22 protein-coding genes and 1 pseudogene are annotated in these 24,697 nt (G+C 48.4%); 10 read left to right on the plus strand and 13 right to left on the minus strand.

Annotated features, from left to right (window positions below; genetic code table 11):
• Nucleotides 1-573 precede the first annotated feature (573 nt).
• Entirely contained in the window at nt 574-1,263 is a 690-nt protein-coding gene (locus F4X88_14300; protein ID MYA57462.1) for a hypothetical protein, read from the plus strand.
• Nucleotides 1,264-1,452: 189 nt separating this feature from the next.
• On the opposite strand, the gene F4X88_14305 is transcribed toward F4X88_14300, so the two are convergent.
• From F4X88_14305 to ggt, 4 genes and pseudogenes are all read right to left on the minus strand, one after another.
• The gene (locus tag F4X88_14305) at nt 1,453-2,400 is read right to left on the minus strand and encodes an NAD(P)-dependent oxidoreductase (protein MYA57463.1); all 948 of its coding nucleotides are present in this window, start codon (nt 2,398-2,400) and stop codon (nt 1,453-1,455) included.
• Between the two features lie 78 nt (nt 2,401-2,478).
• Entirely contained in the window at nt 2,479-2,799 is a 321-nt protein-coding gene (locus tag F4X88_14310) for a Rieske (2Fe-2S) protein (GenBank protein ID MYA57464.1), read from the minus strand.
• A 172-nt stretch (nt 2,800-2,971) separates the two neighbouring features.
• Nucleotides 2,972-3,067, minus strand: a pseudogene (locus F4X88_14315) (SDR family oxidoreductase).
• 84 nt (nt 3,068-3,151) lie between these two features.
• Entirely contained in the window at nt 3,152-4,753 is a 1,602-nt protein-coding gene (gene ggt / locus F4X88_14320; protein MYA57465.1) for a gamma-glutamyltransferase, read from the minus strand.
• A gap of 681 nt (nt 4,754-5,434) precedes the next feature.
• On the opposite strand from ggt, the gene nusB reads away from it, so the two are divergent.
• The 5 genes from nusB to F4X88_14345 all read left to right on the plus strand — a co-directional run bounded on the left by nusB (nt 5,435) and on the right by F4X88_14345 (nt 10,905).
• Nucleotides 5,435-5,851 (plus strand): transcription antitermination factor NusB, encoded by a 417-nt coding sequence (gene nusB, locus F4X88_14325; protein ID MYA57466.1) that lies wholly within the window; start codon nt 5,435-5,437, stop codon nt 5,849-5,851.
• A gap of 12 nt (nt 5,852-5,863) precedes the next feature.
• Nucleotides 5,864-7,855, plus strand: coding sequence for a hypothetical protein (locus F4X88_14330; GenBank protein MYA57467.1), 1,992 nt, complete (start codon nt 5,864-5,866; stop codon nt 7,853-7,855).
• A 111-nt stretch (nt 7,856-7,966) separates the two neighbouring features.
• The gene (locus F4X88_14335) at nt 7,967-8,821 is read left to right on the plus strand and encodes a hypothetical protein (GenBank protein MYA57468.1); all 855 of its coding nucleotides are present in this window, start codon (nt 7,967-7,969) and stop codon (nt 8,819-8,821) included.
• Between the two features lie 3 nt (nt 8,822-8,824).
• Nucleotides 8,825-9,880 (plus strand): hypothetical protein, encoded by a 1,056-nt coding sequence (locus F4X88_14340; protein MYA57469.1) that lies wholly within the window; start codon nt 8,825-8,827, stop codon nt 9,878-9,880.
• Between the two features lie 143 nt (nt 9,881-10,023).
• Complete coding sequence (locus F4X88_14345; GenBank protein ID MYA57470.1) at nt 10,024-10,905, plus strand: NAD(P)-dependent oxidoreductase; 882 nt, start codon at nt 10,024-10,026, stop codon at nt 10,903-10,905.
• A 67-nt stretch (nt 10,906-10,972) separates the two neighbouring features.
• Here F4X88_14345 and F4X88_14350 read toward each other — a convergent pair whose 3' ends face one another.
• From F4X88_14350 to F4X88_14360, 3 genes are read right to left on the minus strand one after another with little or no spacing between them, the layout of a single operon-like run.
• Nucleotides 10,973-12,820, minus strand: coding sequence for an ABC transporter ATP-binding protein (locus tag F4X88_14350; GenBank protein MYA57471.1), 1,848 nt, complete (start codon nt 12,818-12,820; stop codon nt 10,973-10,975).
• Between the two features lie 60 nt (nt 12,821-12,880).
• Nucleotides 12,881-14,752, minus strand: coding sequence for an ABC transporter ATP-binding protein (locus F4X88_14355; GenBank protein MYA57472.1), 1,872 nt, complete (start codon nt 14,750-14,752; stop codon nt 12,881-12,883).
• A 51-nt stretch (nt 14,753-14,803) separates the two neighbouring features.
• Entirely contained in the window at nt 14,804-17,275 is a 2,472-nt protein-coding gene (locus tag F4X88_14360; GenBank protein ID MYA57473.1) for a TonB-dependent receptor, read from the minus strand.
• Between the two features lie 167 nt (nt 17,276-17,442).
• Between F4X88_14360 and F4X88_14365 the strand changes: the two genes are divergently transcribed.
• Both F4X88_14365 and F4X88_14370 read left to right on the plus strand, forming a co-directional pair.
• Complete coding sequence (locus F4X88_14365) at nt 17,443-18,084, plus strand: MOSC domain-containing protein (protein MYA57474.1); 642 nt, start codon at nt 17,443-17,445, stop codon at nt 18,082-18,084.
• Nucleotides 18,081-18,812, plus strand: a complete 732-nt coding sequence (locus tag F4X88_14370) for a glucosamine-6-phosphate deaminase (protein ID MYA57475.1) — start codon at nt 18,081-18,083, stop codon at nt 18,810-18,812. Before F4X88_14365 ends, F4X88_14370 begins: the two co-directional genes overlap by 4 nt.
• 87 nt (nt 18,813-18,899) lie before the next feature.
• Here the strand turns inward: F4X88_14370 and F4X88_14375 are convergent, their stop codons facing one another.
• Both F4X88_14375 and F4X88_14380 read right to left on the minus strand, forming a co-directional pair.
• Nucleotides 18,900-19,103: a hypothetical protein gene (locus tag F4X88_14375; protein MYA57476.1), complete on the minus strand. Its 204-nt coding sequence runs from the start codon at nt 19,101-19,103 to the stop codon at nt 18,900-18,902.
• A 454-nt stretch (nt 19,104-19,557) separates the two neighbouring features.
• Nucleotides 19,558-19,857, minus strand: coding sequence for a hypothetical protein (locus tag F4X88_14380; GenBank protein MYA57477.1), 300 nt, complete (start codon nt 19,855-19,857; stop codon nt 19,558-19,560).
• Between the two features lie 134 nt (nt 19,858-19,991).
• On the opposite strand from F4X88_14380, the gene F4X88_14385 reads away from it, so the two are divergent.
• Entirely contained in the window at nt 19,992-20,192 is a 201-nt protein-coding gene (locus F4X88_14385) for a hypothetical protein (protein ID MYA57478.1), read from the plus strand.
• A gap of 176 nt (nt 20,193-20,368) precedes the next feature.
• Here the strand turns inward: F4X88_14385 and F4X88_14390 are convergent, their stop codons facing one another.
• Genes F4X88_14390 through F4X88_14405 form a run of 4 tightly spaced genes read right to left on the minus strand, consistent with a single transcriptional unit; the run spans nt 20,369 to nt 22,330 of the window.
• A complete protein-coding gene (locus F4X88_14390) occupies nt 20,369-20,941 on the minus strand; it encodes a hypothetical protein (protein MYA57479.1) in 573 nt (190 codons plus the stop codon).
• Between the two features lie 14 nt (nt 20,942-20,955).
• Nucleotides 20,956-21,705: a hypothetical protein gene (locus tag F4X88_14395; GenBank protein ID MYA57480.1), complete on the minus strand. Its 750-nt coding sequence runs from the start codon at nt 21,703-21,705 to the stop codon at nt 20,956-20,958.
• A 39-nt stretch (nt 21,706-21,744) separates the two neighbouring features.
• A complete protein-coding gene (locus tag F4X88_14400) occupies nt 21,745-22,059 on the minus strand; it encodes a hypothetical protein (GenBank protein MYA57481.1) in 315 nt (104 codons plus the stop codon).
• 28 nt (nt 22,060-22,087) lie between these two features.
• On the minus strand, nt 22,088-22,330 hold the full coding sequence (locus F4X88_14405; protein MYA57482.1) for a hypothetical protein: 243 nt from the start codon (nt 22,328-22,330) through the stop codon (nt 22,088-22,090).
• Between the two features lie 891 nt (nt 22,331-23,221).
• Between F4X88_14405 and F4X88_14410 the strand changes: the two genes are divergently transcribed.
• Entirely contained in the window at nt 23,222-24,271 is a 1,050-nt protein-coding gene (locus F4X88_14410; protein MYA57483.1) for a Gfo/Idh/MocA family oxidoreductase, read from the plus strand.
• The last annotated feature ends 426 nt before the right edge of the window (nt 24,272-24,697 follow it).

Below are 24,697 nucleotides of genomic sequence, written 5' to 3' on the forward strand. Positions count from 1 at the left end.
CAGAAATCATCGCAATCAGATTCTTCTTCCCACACCCAGACATCGCCACCGGCTTTCAACGCAGCCCACGTATTACTTTTCTTATAAACCAATACAGTGGTGCAGCAAGAATGATGGGGCCAACTGTCAACTGTATGAGTAGTGATAAAAGTGAGACTAACCACTAATATCGCTGCTATAACAATTCCAGTCAAAATTTGAGGCTTCATAGTGTACCCCTTCAAATAGAATTTAATATGCAAGAAAAGTATACAAAAAAACATTAATTTTGTCCATCAAAAAATTTCAAGACTGTGAAGTGCCAATGTTTATTCAGACCAAAAATTAGCAAATTTAAGACGAGTATTGTCGTTCAAATTCGATAGGAGTCAAATACCCTTTCTATGGGACATTTTTGGGTGATGTTGAAACTGTAAATCTGTTTCGGAATTCACAATTTTTCTTGACATTATTTTCACAATAGGGTATCATGAAAAGCGATGATGTTGTTCGACTTTCAGATGTATGTTCACGAGTTACCGCCCAGATAACCTGAGACACACAGTTTTTCAGAAATAGAAGGAGACGCATCTCATGAAAAAAATAGTATTCTCGCTCATGATACCTTCCGTCCTCCTGATACTGTTGGTTCTGCCGGTTAACATCGCCTCAGCGCGAGCGTTTAACAACGATTTCGAGACGGGCGACCTCACGGATTGGGAGCCAGATGGAGAGGCATTCGATTTCCAACCTACTTGGGGAGATAATCCAACAGCACGAAACCGCGGTCAACCCTCTGAACATCAAGGGGATTGGTGGTTAGGTTTATACGAAAAGTACCAAGGTCCAGATAAAGGGAAAAAACTCGGACAGAATCCGGGTGCTACGCAAGGCGATGGACCGCAAGGCACCCTGACATCAATTGAGTTCACGATTATCGGCAAGACGATGAACTTCCTTATCGGCGGCGGCAATCACCCGTGGAAGGATGCCCCTGCTCCATGTTGTGTTAACCTTGAGATTAAGGGAAAAGTCGTGCGCACAGCAACAGGGAAGGCTACCGAAACAATGGCACGCGTAGAGTGGGATGTCGCCGAATTCAAAGGCGATACCGCCCAAATTGTTGTTGTGGATAACAATAGCGGCGGATGGGGACATCCGAATTTTGATGATATACATCAAGCCGATTCCAAAGGAAAGAATATTCCGTGGGAACAGGTCCTATCTGTCGATGCTCGCGGGAAGTTGGCTGTCACTTGGGCACAGATGAAAAAGTACTATTAGGTTGAAGGTTGAACAACATCATCGTTCATTCATTCATTATCTAATACCATTTCTGATTGAAAATGCTTCAATAAACGAGATCTTTGTAGCATAGGCTGTTAGCCTGTGCAGTCTTTGAGGCGATCTGTCAATGCGATATAATCTCTTAGAAATGGTATAATAGACAAAATTCGCTTTGCTCAATAGCGACTATATCTGCGCCAACCCCGCGCGCTCCCGGAAGCGATTGAACGTTTTCAGAATTCCACGTTCCATCGTGTAATCAGGCGTAAACCCCATCTCCTCAGCGATAGGTGTTGCGTCGTAGTCCCACGAGATTCCAAACACCCCTGGCTCCAGCTCAATCTGGGCATCTGGCACCAAGGTCTTGAGGTATGCCACGCCGTCCTTGACAGGTCGGATACCGCCCTTCACATTGAAGACGCGTGTTTGCGTTGTTCGACAGGTACAAGAGATAACGATCGAACGAGACACATCCTCTACATACTGCCAATCCACGGCATCATCGCCGAACGGACAGACGTGTGGTTTACCTAACGCCACTGCTTCGATCATTTGCGTCGTGAATGAACTCATGCCCCGGGTTCTACCGACCCCATAGACCGCAGTAAACCGAAGTCCGATCGAATCCACACCGTAGGCATCAAAATAGTGCATCGCGTATCTTTCGTTGAGGGATTTGCACGCCCCATAGATAAACTTTGGATAGTGGGGCGCATCATTGAGAATCTGTTCGTGGTTGTAATCCTCGGGTGCTCCAAAGACAGCCACACTGCTTGCCCACACGACACGTTTGAGTTTGAAAATACGAGCCGCTTCCAATATGTTGATCGTGCCTTCGCAAACCACCTTTAACGCTTCTGGTGGATTCGCATTGCACGCTGGCACCTGCCACGAGGCGAGATGGATGATCCGATCAATCTCATGGTCTTGGACAGTGCGTAAGATATGCGGCAGATCGGTGATGTCCCCCTGCACAAAGGTGAACCCTTCAAGGTGTTCATCCGTGAGGACCATTTTCGGAATCGTTAGGTCGTAAGCAAAATCGTAAACGACTACCTTTTCACCGGCGGTCAATAGGTCGCGGATGACGTAAGTACCGATGCACCCCATGCCACCGGTGATCAGATATGCCATAATTTTTCTCCTTCTTTTCAACGGGCGCGATCGGAGGACCGCGCCGTTTTACCAAGTAGGGACGAGGTAACCGCGCCTCTACATGAGAGGCGTTTCCACATTCACAAGGATGTCTTCACCCTCCACTTTAACAGGATAGGTGGGTAATTTCTCCTCACCCGGCCACACACATTCGCCTGTCGTCACATCAAACTCCCACATGTGGAGTGGGCAGGTAACACAGTTGTTATCTAAAAAGCCGTAACTCAAAACCCCACCGAGGTGTGGGCAGATGTTGTTCATGGCGTAATACTCGCCTTTCACATTGTAGATACCGATGAAAACACCTTCAACTTTCACACCAATACATTTACCGGGTTCAATCTGGTCGGTTGTCGCGGCTTTTATAAATTGTGACATAATGTCTCCGTCTTTTCGTGCCTTTTATGAAGCACGAGGTTGAAATCGCAATTGATATCGTTACTTCTAAAGAGTTCCGGTCCTCGGCTTTGGTTTCAAATAGAGTGAACCGCCTGCTACCGAAACCAGCTTACTAAATCACACGAAATTTGTAGCCCCTATTCTTTGTGAATTAGGCATCATCCATTGGATACAGACTACATCCGCCATCCACGAGTAGTACTGTTCCAGTCATATAATCTGCAGCTGCGCTGCAGAGAAATAGAAATCCGATCGCTCCGCACCCGCCGGAGATAACGATGTGTCGTCCAGCGAGTGCATCGTTACGGAAAGCCATTGCCAGATTCTCCTGTTATTTCGTCATTACCTTACCTTCACCACGCGGATCCGTCCCACCGTCATGATGCGTTCCATCGTCCGAGACGCGAACACCGTGTCCTGGACCCCCGATACCTGCACTCCGGGTGACTTCGTGCCCGAGTTCGCGTAGTGCTGCGAGCGTCTCTTCACCCGCACGAGGTTCGACTTGGATCGGTTCAGCACCGTCTGTATGGAGGCGTGGCGCGTCGAGTGCGCTTTGCATCGATCCCCGCAAATCGAAGAGACTCACGCTAATGTTAAACTGATTGTTCGGGATGGTTCTGCCGCCGGGGATACCGTAAGTAGCGAAAGGTTTGCCATCCCGCGTGGCGAGAAACGGTGCCATGTTGTGAAGTGGGCGTTTACCCGGTCCCACTGAGTTCGCAATTCCCGGTCGGGGATCGAAACGTCCGACACCGTGTCCGAAGAGGAGTCCTGTGCCTGGGACTGTCACCATTGAACCGAAGCCACCCCCGTGCGTTTGCGTAAGAGATACCATATTCCCCTGTGCATCCGCAGTAGAGATGTGACTCGTGCAGTTCATCGGTTCGTGGTAGACCACCTCTCCTGGTTGCGGTGCTTCAAGCCCAGCCTTCAATTTTTCACTGAGTGTAGCCGTGAAACTGTCGGAGAGTTCCGTTTCAATATCTATATCAACGAAAGTTGGATCCCCAAATCGACGGAGTCTTTCGGGCCAGCAGACTTTCATGGCTTCAGCGAAAAGATGGAACCTTTCAGAGACAGACATCGCTGCGACGTCAAACCCCTCTACCAACCGAAGCATCTGTAAAGTGGTCAGGCCACCAGCACCGAGCGGTGCTGTATAGACCGAGTAGTCTCGATACTGAATTCTGTAAGGTTCTGTGATGATCGGACGGTAGTTCTTGAGGTCATCCACGGTTAGGCATCCACCTAATTCCTGAATGTGGTTTGCGATTGTTTCCGCTATAGAACCTTCATAGAATGCGGCGTGTCCGCCTTCAGCAACCGCTTCCAAAGTTCGGGCGAGTTCGGGATTGGTGAGTGTTTCCCCTTTCTTCGGGGGTCTACCATTTTTGAGGAAAACACGTGCCGTTTCGGGGAAGTCCTGTTTCCATCGTTCCGCATTTCCTGCCATCCCCCCGCGGTTCGCGCTGTTCGGCGCATAACCGTAGCGGGCAGAATTGATGGCGGGTTGCAGGACTTCTGTGAGTGGCAGACTCCCGAACTCCTCTAAAGTCGAGCATAAGCCAGCGACGACCCCCGGCACACCGATAGACAAGGGGCCGTGAACGTTTACACGTCCGGGCACTCGGTAGCCAGCAGGCACATCGGGGGCATCTTCAATCGTAAACATTTCCTCGGAAGCAGCAGCCGGTGCTGCAGTGTTGTAGTCTATTGCGATGACATCTTGCCTCTGCTTGCGATAGATAAGAACACAGCCTCCGTAACCCGCGATACCGTTGTGCGAAGGCTCTACAACACCTTCCGCAAAAGCAGCGGCAACAGCGGCATCAACGGCGTTCCCACCCGCAAGGAGCATTTCAAACCCTGCTTTCGCAGTGCGAGGGTGTGGTCCAGCGACGGTCCCATATTCCCGTTTGTGTAAATTCACAGGTTTGTTCCTTTTTCTGCTTGGCTTCTACCAAAATCTGTAGTCCCTAATGAAATGGAGGTGTTCCTGCTTGGGGTCTTTGCTAATGTAATACGCGGAATTCTAAAAGTTTTTCACAGAATTGTCAAGTATTTCGAGCAATGTAAACGTTTTTTCACATATTATAACCCACATTGCTACTTACAACGTTTTAGACAGGGATATGGCATTTTCGTTTAAAAATACAAGGAATTTCCTCTAATTCTGGTTTTCTATGGGGTCCTATCCCTACAATTCTTGCTGATTTTCCATAAGGTGGCAACTTAGGTTATTATAGTAAAATTTGAAATTTAAGGGGACATTTTTGCGGGTAGGGCAATTTATAGTAAACGTAAAAAATAATCTCTAAAATTACGGATTTGAAGATCGCACCAGCAAAAGAACTGAACGCCTCTGGAGTTTTATTTGACATACCCTCCGAAACCGTGTATAATACAAAGTAGCGTATACAAAAAAGGTCTGCGCGTTAGCGTTCTGAGTTAGATTGTGTCGGTTTGGAAAGCCTGTAGTCCTTAATGAAATGGGGAGCCTGCAACAATACGCAGAAATACGCAGGGTTCTTGAGAGGGTATCTCTTCAGATTCAAGAAACGCACTTTAAAGATAGAACGACCGTAATTTCTCCGCAAGGTATAATTAAAAAATGTCTCTTCGTAGGCGATCTCGCATCGTTGCGATGCAAATACTGTATCAGATCCAACTCACCGCCTCGCCAGTACCAATCGTTACAGAACGGTTTTGGGAAAGTCAAGACACATCGGTAGAACTCCGACCTTTCGCTCTGGAACTTGTTAAAGGCACGACTGCGCATCTGGAAGCAATTGATACAGTCCTTCAAAACACATCCAAAAATTGGCAACTTCACCGGATGCCTGTCGTCGATCTCTCTATTCTGCGATGTGCAACTTATGAGATTCTCTATATCGACGATATTGATCCAGCAACCTCGATCAACGAGGCGATTGAGATCGCTAAATCTTACAGCACGCCAGACTCCCCTAAATTTATCAATGGTATCTTGGACAATATCCAAAAAAGTGCCAGCAATTCCAAAACGTGAGCCCGTCATGTAATGGAGGGGGGCTTGGGGTTTTTGATAGGGGTTTTTGATAGGGGTCTTTGCTTGGGCATTTCTGCGTATTTCTGTGTATTTCTGCGCATTTCTGCGTATTTCTTCAGGTCTAAGGAATGCGCTTTAGCGTTTAGAGACAGGTTGCTTCCCCGCAAGGAAAAATTTAAAAAAGGACAACTTAAAAATTTGAAAAACTTGACGTTTTGTTTGCTACTCCTGCTTTCAATGCCTGTAAACGCCGCGCAGGAATTCAAATTCGTTAATGCGTTCGGTGAAAAAGGGGTGGGCGAAGCGCAATTTGCTAAAACCTTGTTCATGGCGTTTGGACCTGATGGTGCTATTTACGTAACGGATACAGATAATTTCCGAATCCAGAAGTTCAATGGAACTGGGGAGTTCGCATTTGACATCCAGATGAAGGCGGAGAGCGAGTTTCGGTTCATTAACCCTACGGCTATCGCTATCGGCACGGATAGTAGTATCTATGTAATGGACTGGATGTTCGTGGAGATCTCAGACGCACACCTACAAGAAACACAAGGTCCTAAGGTCTTTAACTACGGTCCATGTATCCATAAGTTTGACGCACAGGGTGTATTTGTCACAAGTTATCCGATCCAAGATTTGAGCCAACGGATAAAGCCGCTTGAAGTCGCTGCCCCTGGTTTGGACGCAGACGGTAATTATGCCCTGATTATTCCACAGGGAAACACGAAACGAGAATTCTTATTAGCAATTGACCTTCACAATAACCTCTATGTTTGCGACAGAGATGTCCCGAATAAGCTTATTGTCAAACTTGATGTGAACGGCAAAACCGTTGCCCGCTATTTCCTTGATCAACCCGGCGCAGGACACGTCGCGCAGCCCACGGATATGGCAGTGGATAAAGTTGGGAATCTCTATGTTGTTGATAAAAAGGGGCATCGGGTCCTGAAATATAACGCCGATGGAAGGTTCGAGCGTGACTTTGGCAAATATGGCGACGCAGCGGCGGAATTTATCGCACCTTTTCGGGTAGCCGCATTGGCGGACGGAACGCTCCTTGTCGCGGATACAGCGAAGTACTTAAAGGACTTCGCCTCCACGCTTCCGAAACGGCTTGACGATCCGACGCGACGCTACGATGGCTATACAAGGCAGTTTCGCTACCGGCTGCGGCGCATCCAGCGGTTTACCACAGATGGCACCTATATACAGAAACTTCTTGTCCCGTTTCGACGAGAAGTTGAGACAGATGTCGCACTCCAGCTCAAAGGTATTGACGGACATGGAAACCTTTACTATCTGAATCCAGCAGAATTGCGATTTAGGAAATACGCACCGACCACGTCATTGATATCTTCAATGTTTCAAACGGAACTCAAACTCCGGTATACACGCGACCTACACGACGTTGAAATCGACAACCAAGATGATTTGGACGCAGATCTTTATACCAAGTCCGATTTTGATGAACAGATTATTCAGGATACGGCGCATGCAAATTTAATTTTTTCTTATGATCTCAATGAATCATACCGCATCGCATTGTCAAACCGACTCACTTACGTCCGAATGACCGATACGAGTTATTACCGGGCACGGGATTTTGAGGACTTCCGCGGACGCTTCAATCAAGACGATCGGGCAACTGAGAACACTTGGGACGATCGCATTCAGCTTGATTTTACATGGGTTCGTGATCACAGTCTCTACAATTATCGGGAAGTACGAGCTTTTGCCTACTTTAGTGCCATCCGCCTCGATTTCATCAACGATGCCCTTGACAGTTTCAATTACCGCTTCTTTGACTTCAACGCGAATCTCTCCGACTGGGGAGCCGGGATACATTACGACTTAAGTCGAACGTTCCGCTTGAATTTTGAAATCACACATTTCTTCGGCAAAAACCGATATACCTATATTGACGAAACGAATATCCTCTACGCCACAGGTTTTCAGGAAGGCGACCTGACACGCGCAGTTTTGTTTATAAATGGGATCTTTTAAAATCGTTGCAATATATCCCAAAATTAGGTATTATCAGACTTGAAACCCTATCGTTCAAATTCTGAAATCTATTGTCGCTAAGTATGTAAACATTCATACCTAATAGGAGGAATGACCATGGCAACTTTTGGAACGGGTGATTATCAGTATGAAGTCGTGGAAGGGTGGGGGATGATTCCGCAACTCGGGCTCGTTTCGGGCGTAGCGTGTGATTCCAATGACAGAGTCTATGTCTATAATCGGAGTCCACAGCCGGCTATGCTCGTTTTTGAGGCGGATGGCACATTCGTAACTGAATGGGGTAAGGATATTTTTCAGAAACCCCACGGTATTTGGATAAGTCCCGACGATGAAATCTATACCACAGACACGGTAGATCATACCGTCCGGAAATTTTCGCTTGATGGGGAGTTATTAGAGACATTCGGCACTGTTAACCAACCCGGAGCACCGGGAGGACCTTTTAATGAACCGACGCGTGCTGTCCTTTCAACATCTGGAGAGATGTACGTCTCTGATGGCTATGGACAGTCGCGAGTGCACCGAATGACTGCCAATGGCGAGGTTATCGTCTCATGGGGGGCACCCGGCACGGGACCTGGAGAATTTAACCTCCCACACGATGTTACCGTCGACCATAATGACCGCGTCTATATTCTTGATCGTGGGAACCTTCGCTGCCAGATTTTTAACAACAACGGCGAATACTTGACGGAGTGGACAGACCTCCGTTCCCCGAACGATCTCTTCATTGATAGTGATAATATCATTCACATCGCTGAAGGTGGACAGCGTATTAGTATCATGACGCTTGAGGGTGAAGTCATTGGACGATGGGGCGAGAAGGGAAATGCTCCGGGACAGTTCAGTGATTCCCCACACGGCATCTGGATCGATTCCAATGGGAACATCTATGTCAGTGAAGTCGTCGCTGATAGACGTTTCCAGAAATTCGCAAGGATTTAATAAGTGTTGAAGAAACTTTATTTCTCTTTTAGCAGTGTAACTTGCAAGCGTGTATTGCAAGCGTGTATTATTTTTATCGGTGTTATGGCGTGCGCATTCGTTTTTGGTGATGAAGGACATGAGCATTCAGGGGACCGGATAAAAGAATTAGTAACCCAACCACTTACGCTTCAACTGGCGATTGTTGCCCTTGTTGTTTCGTTTGTGTTAGGGGGATTGCATGCTTTAACACCCGGACACGGCAAAGCTATAGTGGCTGCCTACCTCGTCGGTTCTAAAGGTAGGGTCATTGATGCGGTGTTCCTTGGGCTTGTCGTTACCTTTACGCATACCTTCAGTGTTATAGCACTCGGAGTCGTCATGTTGGTAGCCCAAGAGTTTGCACCGGAGGATATCGTTCCGTGGTTGAGCCTGTTCTCTGGTGCTTTGATTGTTGGTATCGGGGCATGGCTGCTTGCCAGAAACATGAAGCAGTATTATAGCGGTGGCGCGCACAGCCGCGGTCATAGTCAAACACCCCATCCGCATGATCATTCACATGACCACGACCATCCGCATGCAGACGACCACGATCACGAACACGATCCTTCACATGAGCATTCGCATGATGATGACCATGGACATTCACATGATGATGACCATGGACATTCACATGATGATGACCATGGACATTCACATGACTACACGCATACACACAGTCATGGTGGGCGGACGCATAGTCATGCACCTCCAGAACGAACAGGTTTTTGGAGTTTACTATCGCTCGGTATCTCTGGGGGTATCGTGCCCTGCGTCGATGCGCTCATCGGACTCCTATTCGCGATTAGTCTTGGCAAACTTGTATGGGGCTTAATTATCCTCTGTGCTTTCTCATTCGGGCTTGCTGCCGTGTTGGTTGCTATCGGTATTCTAATGGTGATGGCGAAACCGTTGATTGCGCGGTTTACAGGCGAAGGTATTTGGCTACAACGCCTACCGATTATGAGTGCTGCCGTCGTCATTCTGCTCGGTGCGATATTAGTGTTCAAGGCATTTAACACTATCGGCGTTCACATTTAAGATATAGGACTTACGCACTTCCGCGGTAGGTGCGGTTTCTAACCGCACCGAGTGCGTCATATAAACCTAATTCTCTGATTTTGCGTAAGTCCTGAAGATAGATATTGTGCAAGTTATGTCGAAAAAAAGAGGAGCGGTAATCTATGCTCAGCACTGTTGGAATATTAAGTCCCGGTGATATGGGGCACACCGTCGGGGATGTGCTTCGTCAAAACGGTTTGCGTGTTATCACCTGTCTGGAAGGAAGGAGTCAGCGTACCCGGCAGCTTGCTGAGAAAGCAGGCATTGTGGATGTCCCAACATATCCACAATTCGTCACTGAAGCCGAGCTTATCCTCTCAATCATGGTACCTGCACAGGCGATGTCCGCAGCGTCTATCGTTGCAGAAACGCTGCAGCGGGTCGACACACCCTTAGCCTATGCCGACTGCAACGCCATCGCACCACAGACGGTTCGTCAATTGGGGAACCTCATCACCTCGGCGGGTGGAACGTTCGTGGATGCGTCCATTATCGGGCCACCGCCTCGCACCCCAGGATCAACGCGGTTCTACACATCGGGACCCGACCTTAATCTATTTTCAGAACTCAACAATCATGGGTTAGATATACGGGCAATCGGCGCAGAGATAGGATTCGCCTCAGCGATTAAGATGTGTTACGCCTCCTTAACCAAAGGATTGACAGCACTCTGCACCGAATTGCTCACAGCGGCATCCATGTTGGGGGTGTCAGAGGCACTCACTGCAGAGTTTCAATTGAGCCAATCCGCACTCTTTGAAAGGATGGAAAAAGGACTACCGAGCATGCCACCGAAAGCGAGACGCTGGATCGGTGAGATGGAAGAGATTTCAGAAACCTTTGCGCATGTCGGGTTGACTCCAAATATCTTGACAGGCGCAGCGGACATGTATCGCTTCGTGGGTGACACGCATCTTGCAGATCTTCCACCTGAGGCACGGGACGAGTTTCCGACCTTGGCAGAACTGATTGAAATCTTGGCGGCGAACCTCAAATCGGAATAGTGCTTCCTTAATTCAAACACGAAAAACGTTAAAGTCCTAACTCACATTCTTTATCCGCAAGGTAAAATTAAAGATACCATTGCGCTTGTGCCCTGAAAAACTGGGCATACAACCCATCGTTTGCCAGTAGCGTCTCATGGTCCCCATCCTCAACGATTGTTCCATTATCGATGACAAGAATCCGATCGCAGGAGCGGACAGAGGAGAGACGGTGCGAAATTAACACGGATGTCCGTCCGGCACTCCGCTCAATAAATCGTTCATAGATCGCCTGTTCAGCGAGCGGATCGAGGGCAGCAGTCGGTTCATCGAGGACAACGAGCCATGGGGTTTCCCGCATGAAACTCCTGGCTGTTGCCAAACGCTGCCATTCGCCACCGGAGAGATCGCGCCCGCCAAATGTGGGCCCCAGTGTTGTTTCGTAACCCTCTGTGAGTCCATCAACAACCGAAGCTGCACCCCCCGCAATTGATGCCTCTTCCATACGTTCGGGATGTTCTAAATCTCCAAAGATAATGTTTTCACGGGCAGTGAGATGATAACTGGTGAAGTCCTGAAAAACCGCACTGCAATGCGTCAACCACGCTTGACGGTTCTCGTCGTTTAAGGAGACATCCCCTACGTGAATTGTGCCTGCCTGTGGACGGTAGAGTCCCAAAAGGACACGTGCCAATGTCGTTTTTCCTGCCCCGTTGGGTCCTACCAGTGCGACTCGCTCCCCTTTTTTCAATGTCACGTTTATATGATTTAGCACAGGGACTTGCGTATTTGGATAGAGGAATGAAACATTTTCTATCCGAAGATATGGAGGTTCTTCAGCAGCCTGGAATGGATTCGTGTGAGCTTCCGAAAGGTGTTCGCCACCTATCTTTGCTTTGATTGTGTCCGAGCCGCGATCTAAAAACGGATATAAATCTCCTGACAAACGGAGCATCTCGTTTCCTATCCACTGAAAATGACTAACGACTTCGTTCCAGATACCATCCAATTGAACGAGGGCGGCGGCAGCAGCGATATAGGTCCCTACCGTCAATCCACCCCGAAAGACTTCCAGCAACAAGAGAATAAGCGAACACGCGTATAACAGACCGCGTGCTATGTCGATCGCAAGATGTGCGAAGAATTTGCGGCGTTCAATTACCTGTTGTTCTTCTATTAACGCCGTCCATAAATTTCGCCAGCGTGTTATCCATAGGTCCTGCGCTTGGTATAACCGAACTTCTTTGCCTGCCCCGCGATCCGTCAGAATTCCTTCTAATGCGTCTCGCTCTCGCCGTTGTGGCGTTTGTTCTACATCAAGATTGTAAGCACTGGCGGCAAAGCGTGAACCGCTCCACCAAGAAGCTAAACCTGTGACCATAGGAAGCAATGCCAGCAACGGATGATAACGCCAAAGCACAATACCGAGTGCAACGGCACTGATTAATTGTTGGAGACTGTCAAAGATCCACCAGACAATCTCATCGAGTTCTATACCGGACATTGCACGGGCTCGCGCCAGTGAATTTTGAAATTCTGGGGTCTGGAATTCAGTCAGTTCTATTGTATTGGATTTCCGAACGATACTCTCATTCATCCACGCCTCAATGTTTGCTCCGACGTGAAGACGTAGCGGTTCCCGTAAATGATCGACAAGGATACTCAGAATTTGTAAACCGATCAGTCCTATCAACCACGGAACGACTTGTTGCCACCAGTCAGCATCTCCTATAGCGGCGGTGATTGCATTGACTAAGCGTTCCGTCACAAAAAACTGACCGGCAGGCACCACACCGAGCAACAGCGTGAGCAGCAGGACACCCAAAAGTGCCAATGCACCGTTCTGCCAAGTGATTGAAAAAGTTCGGATATAGGCGACGATGCTGTCTTTAACGACGGATCCCCATGATTTCAATGTTTTTTTAACGTTTCCCATTTTTTAATTCTTCCTTGCGGTTCGATCAAGACAGATGACTTCCGGGCTTGTAAGCAGTTTCTACTGATACCAGTGTGCCTGTGCTCTAAAGAATTGGGCGTAGCGTCCATTTCTGGCAAGTAACGTTTCATGTGTGCCGTCTTCAACAATACGTCCGGCATCCAGGACCAAAATACGATCGGCGAGACGGGCGGATCCGATTCGATGTGAAATCAGGAACGTCATTCGACCTGCCGCGAGTTCAACAAACCGTTGGTAGAGTTCGACTTCAGCCTGTGGATCCAACGCGGCAGTTGGTTCATCAAGAACGAGGACTTGCGGATTGCGTGCCAAAGCCCGCGCAAGCGCGACTTTTTGCCATTCTCCGCCGGATAACTCGGCACCTTCGCCATCTTTGCCGAGGGAAGGGTCCAGATATGTATCCAATCCGTTTGGAAGCGTTTGAAAACGATCCTCGATGCCAACGGCATTGATGACACTCCAGAGGGTATCATCGTCAATATGGAGACCTGGCGGACCCGGCACGAGTTCTTCCCGCACCGGTCGGCGGAACCGCGTAAAATCTTGGAAAACGGCGGCACAGTTAAGGGCAATCTGTTCCGGGGCAATTGACTTCACGTTCATATTGTCATAACGGATTGTTCCATCGTCGGGCTGGTATAGTCCGAGCAATAGTTTGATAAGTGTCGATTTTCCCGCGCCGTTAACGCCTACGATACTCACGACTTCCCCAGGACGCACGTGAAAATTTATATCCTGTAGCACATCATCAGTTGCCTCCGGGTATCGGAAACGCAGATTACGAACCTCTAATCCTTGTTGTAAAGGCTGCGGAAACGTCTCTGTTCCCGCTTGTGTGCGCGCCTTTTCTGCGCGTTGTAGGAAGAAATGCAGGTCCCGAAGCAGGGGTAAATCCCTGAATATGTTTTGTATGCTTCCCAGCAATCCCTCCATATTTCCTTGAAAGGTTGACGCTGCACCGGTAAGCACAACGTAATCTCCGAGCGTGAGATTCCTGTCTACAATGCGCGCCGCAAGTATACCGATTGCTACCGCATACGCAACGATTTCGGCGACAGTTGTGCCGATGGAAGCCCGTATTTCTGTCCAAATCATTGAGACGGATTCTTCCCGCCATTTACGGTGGTTCGTTCGCCAGCGTCCAAAAAAGCGATCAAAGAGTCCGTAGAGTCTGACCTCCTGTCCAGATGATGAACCGAGGAGTAGACCGATCATGTAATCCATCATACGACGGACAGGTGTTGTATGGTAATCGTAGATGTATTGCTTTTCGGCTGTTTTAACTTTGAACCACGCGGAAGGGATTGCGGGTAACACCACCACAAGCACAAGGAGCGGGTCGGCGATCCAGAGGAGAACACCGTATCCGACGAGGGTTACGCAGAGTTGTCCAATCTCTGTGAGAAACCGCAGAAAATTGGTGAGTCGATGATCCAGTGCCTGTCGCGCCCGTTGTATCAGATCGTAGGTTTGTGGCTGATCGAACAGGGCAAAGTCAATATATGTTGCGGCTTCAATCAAGGCATGTTGTTGATGAACTTTAATACGGTTCTGCATTTTCCATCGCAAGTAACCGTCATAAGTGCCACTTATATTTCTGAGCGTCGCCAAAAGGACGAGTGCAATCACCCAAGGGGCTGCGGTCTCTAAGCTGGGTTCTGCCTCCTGAGCAAGAATGGCTGTGATGAAGTTCACCAGCCCCCGGCTTGCCCAGAGGATACCAATAGGGATAAGTCCGTGGATGAGTGTTAGGAGTGCTTGTGCGATAGCTCCGAATGGACTAACATGCCACGCCACAAAGAAAAAACGGCGCAACGTCTTTACGGCGGACGGACGAGGTTCTGATTCTGTGTTGGGGGGATGTGTGTTGTTGCTATCCATTTTTTCGCTCCACTTGGGTATGCAAGTCATCGCATCTTTTCAGGTGGATTGCAATCTTTTAAACAGATGCTGCTGCCTGACTTAAAATTCATATACAAGTCCAGCACTGATATTAAAGGGAAACCGCACTAAACTCCTATATTCCGGGGATTCCAAGTCAAAGGGGAACTCGTCCAAATCACCCTCAAGTTCAGCTGCTTTGAATTCCTCAACAAGTTTATCAGCGAAACTGAACTTTGTCTTGTTTGGGCTGTTGTAGACATTCCAGATTTCAGTAAACGCTGTTACAGGGAGTCCCCACAAAGTTCTTTTGCGACTAAAACGCAGATCTAAGCGGTGATACGCCTGAAATTCGGTCGGGACAATCGCACCTGCGACATCAGAAAGGACTGGATGCATCCCTAACGTCACAGGATCTTGAATCATCAGAAGCGTGCTAAGCGGGACTGCAGAGGTGCCGCTGGAATATTGCCACTTCGCGCCAATCTCTGTTTTCGTCGTAGGACTGTAGTTGGCAACGATGCTAACGATATGCGTATTATTGAAGAGGAAGGGTTTGTAGGGATCGTTGGATGTCTCACGCCGTTCAGCGTGGGTATAGGCATAAGATAACCATCCAAAGAATTTTTCGCTCACGCGGTGCCGCAGGAATATTTCTGCTCCATTCACAAATCCTCTTCCTTGATTGAGGTATGCCGTTGTAACCGCTGCGTCCGAGTCATCAAAAAGTGCGTCAACATTGACGGATCTCGTGACTAATTTTTCCATCTCTTTGTAATAAATCGCGAATCTAAGCTCCGTTTGTGGTGATAACTCGTGTTCTAACTCCATAACATAGTGCTGGGTTAGACTCGATTTTAAGTCTCTATTTCCGTTCTCCTTTAGCACCTGATAAGCGGATGGACTCTGTTCATATCTGCCGTAAGCGAATCGAAGTGTAGTATTTGTTGGCAATGTGAGACTGAGACTCCCACGCGGCTGAATTGAGATCTGTTTTGTCAAATTGAGATAGTCGAACCGGACGCCAAATGCCACGGATAAGAACGATAGTGGATCATAACGTGCCTGCAGGTATCCCTCAGCACGCCGAAATATGTAATGAAATTCGTCAAATTTCTGAACCCATGACGGTTGCGCGTCGCTTTCAAAATCTATGTTTTCTGCAGAAAATGTGCGTGCAGAACTCTTAGCCGGACTAAAGGCAAGAAGGAATCCCGGTTCAAATTGGAGTCTCGGCGTTAATTTATAATACACATCTTCGCGAAGCGTATACGTTGGGGCACTAACTTGGACCTTGTAGATAAATTTTTCATCAGTAGATTTGTCATTTTGGTTCGATCCACTATCAAGATTGATATTGAGGAAATTGTGGAAACGCGTTAGGGAAAGATGGGATGTAAGTTTATCAGTGAAATTGGAGCGGAGATGAATGCCTTCCGCTTCAAACCCGTTTTTGAAATAGGCGGAAAAATCGTCTAATTCTTGTGTCTCTTCCGACTCCAAATTAGAAAAGTCAAAATGATCTGTCGCTCCCAAACCGTTGAGTGTGAGAGAGTGTTTCTCTGTGAGTGCATAAGCAAATTTGAGTTGGTAGTCCGACCAAGTTGGAAATGTCCAATCAAAGAAAGGTCCCAGTATAAGATTAAGGCTATTGAATCGCCCCGCAACGGACGCGTAACCTCTGTTCCCGATGTTGGTTTCAACAAAAATAGAAGGGGATAAAATGTTCAGGTCTATTACACCTGCCCACCTCTTTTCCAACCGTTCGCGCGAACGGATGTCAATGACCGATTGTGAATCTAATCCAAATTCGGCACCGTAGCCGCCAGCGTAGATACGGATGTCCTCAATACTGTCCGAGTTAATCGTTGAGATGAGACTGCCAAAGTGGAACGGGTAACCGAGTGGGGTTCTGTCAAGGTAAAGAAGCGTCTCCCCCGGCGCACTTCCCCGAATATAGAGGATGCCGAAAATATCGTTGGGGATACCGATGCTCGGCAGTGTTGTGAGCCCCTTGAACGCATCACGTCCAGTTCCGGGGATCCGTGTCAACTCGCTGCCACGAATTTCCTTGCGGCTCATCGTCGAGGGTAGCCGTTGCCCTTCTACAAAAATGGGTTTAAGTCGTGTTGCCGCCTCCGAACCATCGAGGGTTTCGACAAACGTTCCTTCTGTATTGATGGAAAATCGCCTGCGGAGCGTCTCACCTGCGCGAATCTTAATTGGAATTTCTGTGGATGTATTGTGAGTTGGATGGGATATGGACAGTGTATATGTCCCGACGGGAATTTCAATGAACCGAAAGGCACCATCTTCACCTGTTTTTTGAGACTGATCGGTTTCAACGATGCGGACCTCTGCTTCAACCAAGGGAACATCAATATCGCGTTGGTAGAGGGTGCCTTCTATATCACCTGTGCGTGGAAAGATTCGCTGATAGATGCTTCTTTTCGTTTTTGGGGATGTATTTTCTTTAGCATTGTCCGTTCCAGCGGAAACAGAGAACGGTATCATGAGCATAATACATAGAACAGAATATAAGCAAAATTTCATGAAAAAGTTTTTTTCACCTCCACTTGGAACCTGAATTGCAGACTTTAACGCTCAATTAGACGTTCCCGTTGACACAGAAATCCAGTTTATCAATTTCTTCATTTTCAGAAAAAGAATGAGAAAATCACTTGACATAACTGAGAAAAACCATTATATTAAGGCACATCATGAAACTCTTATCTATAAACGTCTCAAAACCGAAGCCTATTCAATACGGCGGTAAAACGGTCCAGACTGGGATTTTCAAAGAACCCGTGTCAGGCACCGTCATGCTCAGAGAGAAGAACATCGACGGTGATGGACAAGGCGATCTGCGGGTCCATGGGGGCACCTATAAAGCCATCTACGGCTATCCGTTTGAACATTACGCCCACTGGCAACAGGCGTTGCAAAGAGGCGACTTGACCTACGGGCAGTTCGGCGAGAATCTCACGGTTGAAGGTCTACTGGAAACGTCAGTTTATATCGGCGACATCTTTCAGATAGGGTCAACGGTGAAATTACAGATTACGCAACCGCGCGTGCCGTGTTTTAAACTTGCGTATAAGATGGGACTGCCGGAGTTCCCCAAGCAGTTTTTAGAGAGTCGACGCGTTGGCTTCTATTTTCGAGTGCTTGAAGAAGGCAAAATCGCGGCTGGAGATACGATTGCCCGCATTGAAGTTGCCTCAGCGTCGATGAGCGTTACAGAAATACTCAACCTACGCTATTTTGATAGGGACAACCGCGAGAAAATCGCACGCGCCAGAAAACTGTCTGCCCTCTCGCCGAGTTGGAAAAGGGATTTTACAAAAATTTTAGCGCAATGAATATCTTTAAAGCAACAACCAAACGCGAAACGAGCGAAGCAGCAGCACATCTCGCAAGTAGAAAACTTCGAGAGGCATTGGATGCAAATGGACATGCCAGTTTCATCGTTGCAACGGGCGCGTCTCAATTTGATTTCCTTGCCGCATTGACTGCTGATAAAACGATTGATTGGGACAACACAACGATGTTCCATCTCGACGAGTACATCGGCATTCCTGAGACACATCCCGCCAGTTTTCGCAAGTATCTGCGAGAACGGCTCGTGGACATCGTTCATCCTGGAACCGTCCATTTCTTGGACGGAGAAGCAGGCAAACCGCAAGCCGAATGTGATCGACTCAATCGGATTATCTCGCAACATCAGATTGACGTGGCGTTTGTAGGTATCGGTGAGAATGGACATCTCGCCTTCAACGATCCACCGGCGGATTTTGAGACAGAAGATCCGTATATCTTGGTGGAATTAGATGAGGCATGCCGGCTGCAACAGGTCGGCGAGGGCTGGTTTGCTGGCATTGATGACGTGCCGACCCAAGCAATTTCAATGTCCATTCGTCAGATCATAAAGGCGAAAACGATTGTTTGCACTGTGCCGGATGAACGAAAGGCGGAGGCAGTGCGGAATTGCTTGCACGGCGAGATAACGCCATTGCACCCTGCTTCGATTTTACAGACGCACTCAGAGTGTGCGGTATTTCTGGACACCGGGTCGGCATCGTTGCTGTAGAAAGTGGTAAAAACTCGCTGCTGGAACCTAACGCGCTGCTTTAATCTGTCCGCAAGTGACAGCGAGTTTGTCACTTGCCCCCATTTTTTAGGACATTACAGCCGTTGGGCAATCGTTGTGATGGGCAGTCCATGGTGGTAGTGTAAGAGAAAGACGCGACGCGGACTTCTGCACCAACGCAGAAAAGGCTTCCATCTCGCCAGATTGCACACGCTGAAGGTAAAACGAAGCGCAAAGCACAGGACGCAACGACTTCCCATCACGCCCTTGCTCTTGGACCTCGAATGCCATTCAGATTAACCCCCTATATGCCAACGGCTCCCCTGACACGACGTCGAGGTATTCGTACATTTCTGATACGTATGACCACATCGCGTACACGTCCGCGTCGCATGCCACTCATTTGCTGTGCCACACGTCCAGTAACTATGACCCGCAGCACACGTCGCGGCATGGGAACTCGAACCCCCACAATTCGTCCAGGAGTTGGCGGGACACGCCGATGTGGGTTTCGGTTTGGGTTTCGGAGACCTCGGTTGGCAGCGCCCACTCTCATGCCAAGAGGTTGCCGTGCCACACGTGTAATATGTATGACCGTAAGAACACGTCTTGGCATGTGAAACCGAGCCCCCACAGTGCGTCCAACTATTCGCAGGACACTTGACGCTCGGCTTGGGTTTGGGTTTCGGCGTTGGACTCGGACTCGGACTTGGGGACGGACTTGGTGAGGGCGTGGTCTTTGGCGTTATCGGTGTTGTCGGTGTTGTCGTCGTCGACGTATGATTTTTATGTACCGCAACGGCGTTGACATTACACGCCCAATACTATCCTTCGGACACTCCCGCAACTGGTGCTTCGCCTCTTGGCAGGTGTAATCCCAATGCCCGCAGCTGTATTTCGCACGCACATGCCCCGGCATATCGTGACCACACGCCGCTTTCTCTTTCTTTGGCAGCAGACATTGATCGAGTTGGAACTGTGCGGAGTCGAGGGCGATCTGCGCTTTATCGCGCTTTGATTTTGCAGCATTAAACTTCGCTTTCAAGACGGGATTCGCGAGGGATTTTATTATCGACTCTATGGGGACTTTCAGCGGATCCGGGGAGGGCGGATCCGGGGGTGGACTCCACGGGTCATTAGAAGGCGGGGTTTTTGGCAGCTCTATGGGGGTAACAATCTTTGGCAGCAGTCCTGATGCGACGGCAACTTCAAGTGAGACTCTCTGAATTCGCGCTTTGCCGCTTCCAAAGTTTCTTCCGCAGTATCACGTATTGCCTTCAAGTCATCACATGCCAACGTAGCAACCGCGGAGGCGATGATCGCGACGATCAAGACAATGCCGAAAATGTGAATATGTTTCATCAGAATACCCTCGCTTAGTGCGTATGCTTGGGTTTCGGATAAATAAGTTCATCACGATTCAGGGCATCACTGCGTTGGGTGTTGTCCTCCAACTGTGAGAAGATAACCTTTGTTCTCTCGATATCATTGAGGCGTTCGGATTCAGGGATGTGTGTCGCTTCGGCGACCGGGCTGTAGTTGTATTTTTCAAAAAGTTATTCTAATTGCTTCATCAAGTAATCATGTTCAGCCGTGAGTTCGGAATATTTATCTGTGATTGCTTGATCGGCGAGCCGCCACTCGGCAAAGCGTTTTGCATCGTCAATGACGGCTTGGTCTTCGGTGCAGTCAGGATACTCCTTTTTATGCTTTTGAATGTATGCATTGACGGCATACTTATAGGCACGTCGGTCATATTCTTCATCTGTCACCGCGCCACGTCCCGCGAGATCGGCAGCAATATCGGCTTGCGTGTAGTTTTCAGGATACCACACACCGTCACGCCATGTCTCGCCGGAGTCCGTCTCGGCGACGGAACTCTGTTCACCGGGTGTGTGTGCATCGGCGTGCCACTCTTGGCCATGCCAGTGTCCGCTCTCGGCGGTTTCCCCCGGCGGTGGCGGTTTCGGTGTCGCAGGCTTTGACGTATCAACAGGGTCAGCCGTGACAGGGTTGATAATCTTCACGGGGGCTTGACTCGCAACGTGCTGGTATCCCCAAAATGTGACACCAATGGCAACACCTATCAAAACGAGTAGAACAGGGATCCAAAACTTTTTTAATAACATCTTTTAAAACTCCTTTAGTGTGTGTGCTGAGGCTTCGGTTCAGTAGGTTCTTGCTGATAGAATTCATCATATTTGTTGAACGCAGCCATCCTTCTTTTTGTCCACTCTTTTACCTCAATGAACATAGAAGCTGCTTCTTCAGGTGTTAGATTGTCGATAAACGCGTTGCGTTCTGACTCGGGCATGTCCATCAGGATCTGATAGCTGATACCAGAAAACTCATTTTTTTCGTGGCGGATTCTCTCCCATTCTGTATGAAGTTCATCCACTTCTTCGTTCCACTTTGAATATGTTTCTATATACCACTTTGAGTATCGCGCGGCATCTTCCCAGACTGCCTCGTAGTCTTGGCAGTCAGGATATTTCGCCCAATGCAGTTTGATCTGGGTTAGCTTCACGCGCTCATAGGTAGCGAGTTCTGCGTCTGTGAAGTCCGCCAGATCGGGATCGACGATCTCCTCGAAGGAACCATCTTCAAATGGAATCTCCTCTGCTATCACAGGTTCATGCGGTTCAGCGTGCCACGTGCCATCGGCGTGGAAGTGTCCACCGCCTGTCTCGGTTTCTACGACTTCAATGCCGGATGCAGTTTGTGTTGCCATCTGTGTCGGTGTCAACGATTTTACGCGGGAAGCGGTCTCGGCAATCTCGCGTTGCCTCTGAACTTCAAGGTGTTTCAGATACAGAATGCCACCGGCGATAATAACAACGATCAAAAGCAATGTTCCAAATACCACACGTCTGAAAAAAACATCTTTTAACATTTTTCTTTACTCCTTTATTCATTGAAAAATCACAATGGGTTAGTTGAGTAAAAAGGGTTTCATGCGTTTCCAAATCGCACGCTCACCGTCTTTTTCAATGAGTATCTGCTTTGCCTGTATATCAAGCACTTGGTATCCAGCGAACATCGACCCGACACCGACGGTTTTCTGATCGCCAGTGGCGATGTTCTCAACAATCGCTGTCGCTTTCGACGGCTCATCACGGGTAAACGTGGCTATCAGGTTCACACTTGCCCCAGGGACAGGCTTTTTGTGTAATACCATTTCTGATTGAAATTGTAGCATAAACTTCAGTTCGTACATGCTTGTAGCATAGACTGTTAGTCTGTGCACTCAGGGGCTGCTAATGCAATATAAACTTTTAGAAGTGGTATAAGTCTGTTCCCAATGGGGCAAAGAGGTTATTTCTTATAATGGTTTGGTAGAAGTCCGAGTCGATGGACTCCGAGAACGTTGTGCGGGGCGGTTGAGTGACCTCGCTCCCCTGTGGTGTCGGTGCAGGTCTCTCCGGGAGTTGCGGTGCTGCTTGTAGGCGATAGATGCCAAACAGACAAACAACACACACCACGAGACAGAAAAACAACGTCCATTTGTCGGAAAACATGCCTTGACTCCTTAGGGGGTTTCAATGTCTCTACTGGGGAGGACTACCGACGGGTGTCAACAACGCGAAGCTCAGGCAAACTGTCCCGTATAGGGTGCTGGTTTCCATTACGTCATCTCACACACAAAACGTGTCCTCTGCTATAATAGAAACCCGCGCTGCCGTAAGTAATGGTACGGCAGCGCTAAGCGATGCGGGTGCTCAATCACCTGCGTCGCCTCTATAAAATAACGCCAGTTTGAAAAAAGTCCGATAAGTCAAGAAAAATGCCCATTTAACCAAAAATATCCCATTTTCACGGCGTTAACCCCCTAAATCCCCCAACTCCCCTGACAAGAGGAGAAGAGGGGATCTTCTCCCCTTGTCTTTCTCCTCTTATCAGACCGGTTCAGGGGGACTTTAAGAGGGAATGCGTCTATTCTAAATATTTATCAAACTCACGTTAAAATAGGAACGCTGCCCTGTCGTTCTCTTTTCGAGCCCGACACCCGCATTCTATAAAAAAACACAAAAATTGCCAAGCAAAAAAGATGCGAATAAGGTATAATAGTCTTTAAATCTCATCACGGGAAGCGTTCATGCCCAAAGACATGAATCCGAAGTTAATCTGTCAGGCGCGCAGACTGCACTTCAACAGCGATTTGTTAGGGGACATCGCTATATTGCTCGATGTCAACCCCAACACGCTCAGCAAATGGCGAAAGACGCAGATATGGCAAGACTATTACGCCAAACTTCTCGACGAATAGGAACTCGCACAAGGCGGACACACAACGAATCAAACCGCCACACAGGACACTTAAAAGGAGATAAACGATGGTTCTTCGGTTAAAAAACGACAAAGTTATTAGTTTAACTAAAGTTTGGACAATTTTAAGGAATAATTAAAAAATGAAAGAGGTCATCAGAGTTGGGATCATTGGTGTCGGTGGGACAATGAGTAGCACGACCGCTATTCTCGCCGCAGAGCCGAACGTAGAACTCGTCGCTTTGGCGGATCCGGATCCCACCCGCAGGAAACGGGTCTTGGATGGGATTAAAGGGGTCCGCGTTTTCGATGATTATCGGCAGATGTTTGACACCTGCGATTTAGACGCAGTCTGCATTGGGCTTCCAACGTGGATGCACGCCCCCGTCTCACAGGAAGCGGTGCAACTTGGGTTACATGTGCTCTGCGAGAAACCCCCCTCAAACAATGCGACAGAGTTAATACCGGTCACGCAGCTTGCCGCAACTAAAGGTCTTGTTTATATGTTTGTCCGTCAATCGCGGTTCACAGCCCAGTTGATGGAGGGGCGCAGGCTTGTGCAAGCTGGAGAACTCGGCGACGTATATTACGCGGAGACTCGGTGGATACGCACGCGATGGTGTTCCGCACGGGGATGGCGGCACGACAAAGCGAAAGGTGGCGGGGTCCTCCTGGATCTCGGTATTCACGCCATTGATAACGTCTGGTTTATGATGGGCAATCCGCGTCCGACAGAGGTCATGGCTGGAATGTATTGCACTTTTTCTGACCTCGCACCTCCTGAACAAATTTACACCGCAGATGATGCAGCGTGCGGGTTTGTGCGGTTTGAGAACGGGTGCACCTTGCATTTTGCTGTCGCGTTTTCGATGAACACCACAAATCGGCAGACGCCAGCAAAGGGAACCGATCTGGTCAAAAGCGAGACGCAGGAGTTCCAACTTTACGGGACGAAGGCAGGACTCGAAAGCGGAAAACTCCTCGTTGGGACACCGGACGGTGTTAAGGTCAAACCCATAAAAGCACCGCCACAAAAAGCGGATGATATAACCCTTCAGGCGAGAGAATTCATTCGGGCGATTCGAGACGGAGATGAACCCCTTAATTCCGGTTCGCAAGCAGTAATGCTGATGCAAATGCTCGATGGAGCAATGAAATCCAGTGAAATCGGCAGTGCTGTTACGATTTTTTAATTTTTAATTTTACCTTGCGGTTAAACAACGCTCGTTTAAAGTTTTAGGGCGTTCCTCAAATCCGCACTCCATTACATTACGTGCTACGGGTTTTGATGTTATACTGGACAAATTCTCATGAGGGTTGTGGAGCCACCAGGTGTCTGCCTATAAGCGGAGCGGAAGGCAGGGCAGAAACTTAATGGTTAAAAAACCTGCAAGGACACTGCAGCCCAGGGGGACATAATTAAAAAATGTCTACGCGACGTAATTCGGAAATACCTCAACAGAACGGACTCACACCTCAACAGAAGCAGCAATTTCATGATGATGGGTTTCTGTTCGTCCGAAATGTGCTGCCAAATGAGACTCTTCAGCCGTTGATTAATGAGTTAACGTGAGTTTGAAAAAAGTTTAGTCTTTAGAAAAGCACGGGTAAATCGGTGC

The sequence above is a fragment of the Candidatus Poribacteria bacterium genome (assembly GCA_009839745.1).
Lineage (GTDB): Bacteria > Poribacteria > WGA-4E > WGA-4E > WGA-3G > WGA-3G.

What these genes read in the sequence shown, in the direction of transcription:
- F4X88_14310 (MYA57464.1), bottom strand. Translation starts at nt 2,799, where the DNA reads ATGTCACAATTTATAAAAGCCGCGACAACCGACCAGATTGAACCCGGT.
- F4X88_14410 (MYA57483.1), top strand. Translation starts at nt 23,222, where the DNA reads ATGAAAGAGGTCATCAGAGTTGGGATCATTGGTGTCGGTGGGACAATG.
- F4X88_14395 (MYA57480.1), bottom strand. Translation starts at nt 21,705, where the DNA reads ATGTTAAAAGATGTTTTTTTCAGACGTGTGGTATTTGGAACATTGCTT.
- F4X88_14345 (MYA57470.1), top strand. Translation starts at nt 10,024, where the DNA reads ATGCTCAGCACTGTTGGAATATTAAGTCCCGGTGATATGGGGCACACC.
- nusB (MYA57466.1), top strand. Translation starts at nt 5,435, where the DNA reads ATGTCTCTTCGTAGGCGATCTCGCATCGTTGCGATGCAAATACTGTAT.
- F4X88_14335 (MYA57468.1), top strand. Translation starts at nt 7,967, where the DNA reads ATGACCATGGCAACTTTTGGAACGGGTGATTATCAGTATGAAGTCGTG.
- F4X88_14370 (MYA57475.1), top strand. Translation starts at nt 18,081, where the DNA reads ATGAATATCTTTAAAGCAACAACCAAACGCGAAACGAGCGAAGCAGCA.
- F4X88_14390 (MYA57479.1), bottom strand. Translation starts at nt 20,941, where the DNA reads ATGTTATTAAAAAAGTTTTGGATCCCTGTTCTACTCGTTTTGATAGGT.
- F4X88_14360 (MYA57473.1), bottom strand. Translation starts at nt 17,275, where the DNA reads ATGAAATTTTGCTTATATTCTGTTCTATGTATTATGCTCATGATACCG.
- F4X88_14375 (MYA57476.1), bottom strand. Translation starts at nt 19,103, where the DNA reads ATGGCATTCGAGGTCCAAGAGCAAGGGCGTGATGGGAAGTCGTTGCGT.
- F4X88_14330 (MYA57467.1), top strand. Translation starts at nt 5,864, where the DNA reads ATGGAGGGGGGCTTGGGGTTTTTGATAGGGGTTTTTGATAGGGGTCTT.
- F4X88_14305 (MYA57463.1), bottom strand. Translation starts at nt 2,400, where the DNA reads ATGGCATATCTGATCACCGGTGGCATGGGGTGCATCGGTACTTACGTC.
- F4X88_14365 (MYA57474.1), top strand. Translation starts at nt 17,443, where the DNA reads ATGAAACTCTTATCTATAAACGTCTCAAAACCGAAGCCTATTCAATAC.
- F4X88_14350 (MYA57471.1), bottom strand. Translation starts at nt 12,820, where the DNA reads ATGGGAAACGTTAAAAAAACATTGAAATCATGGGGATCCGTCGTTAAA.
- F4X88_14355 (MYA57472.1), bottom strand. Translation starts at nt 14,752, where the DNA reads ATGACTTGCATACCCAAGTGGAGCGAAAAAATGGATAGCAACAACACA.
- F4X88_14405 (MYA57482.1), bottom strand. Translation starts at nt 22,330, where the DNA reads ATGTTTTCCGACAAATGGACGTTGTTTTTCTGTCTCGTGGTGTGTGTT.
- F4X88_14300 (MYA57462.1), top strand. Translation starts at nt 574, where the DNA reads ATGAAAAAAATAGTATTCTCGCTCATGATACCTTCCGTCCTCCTGATA.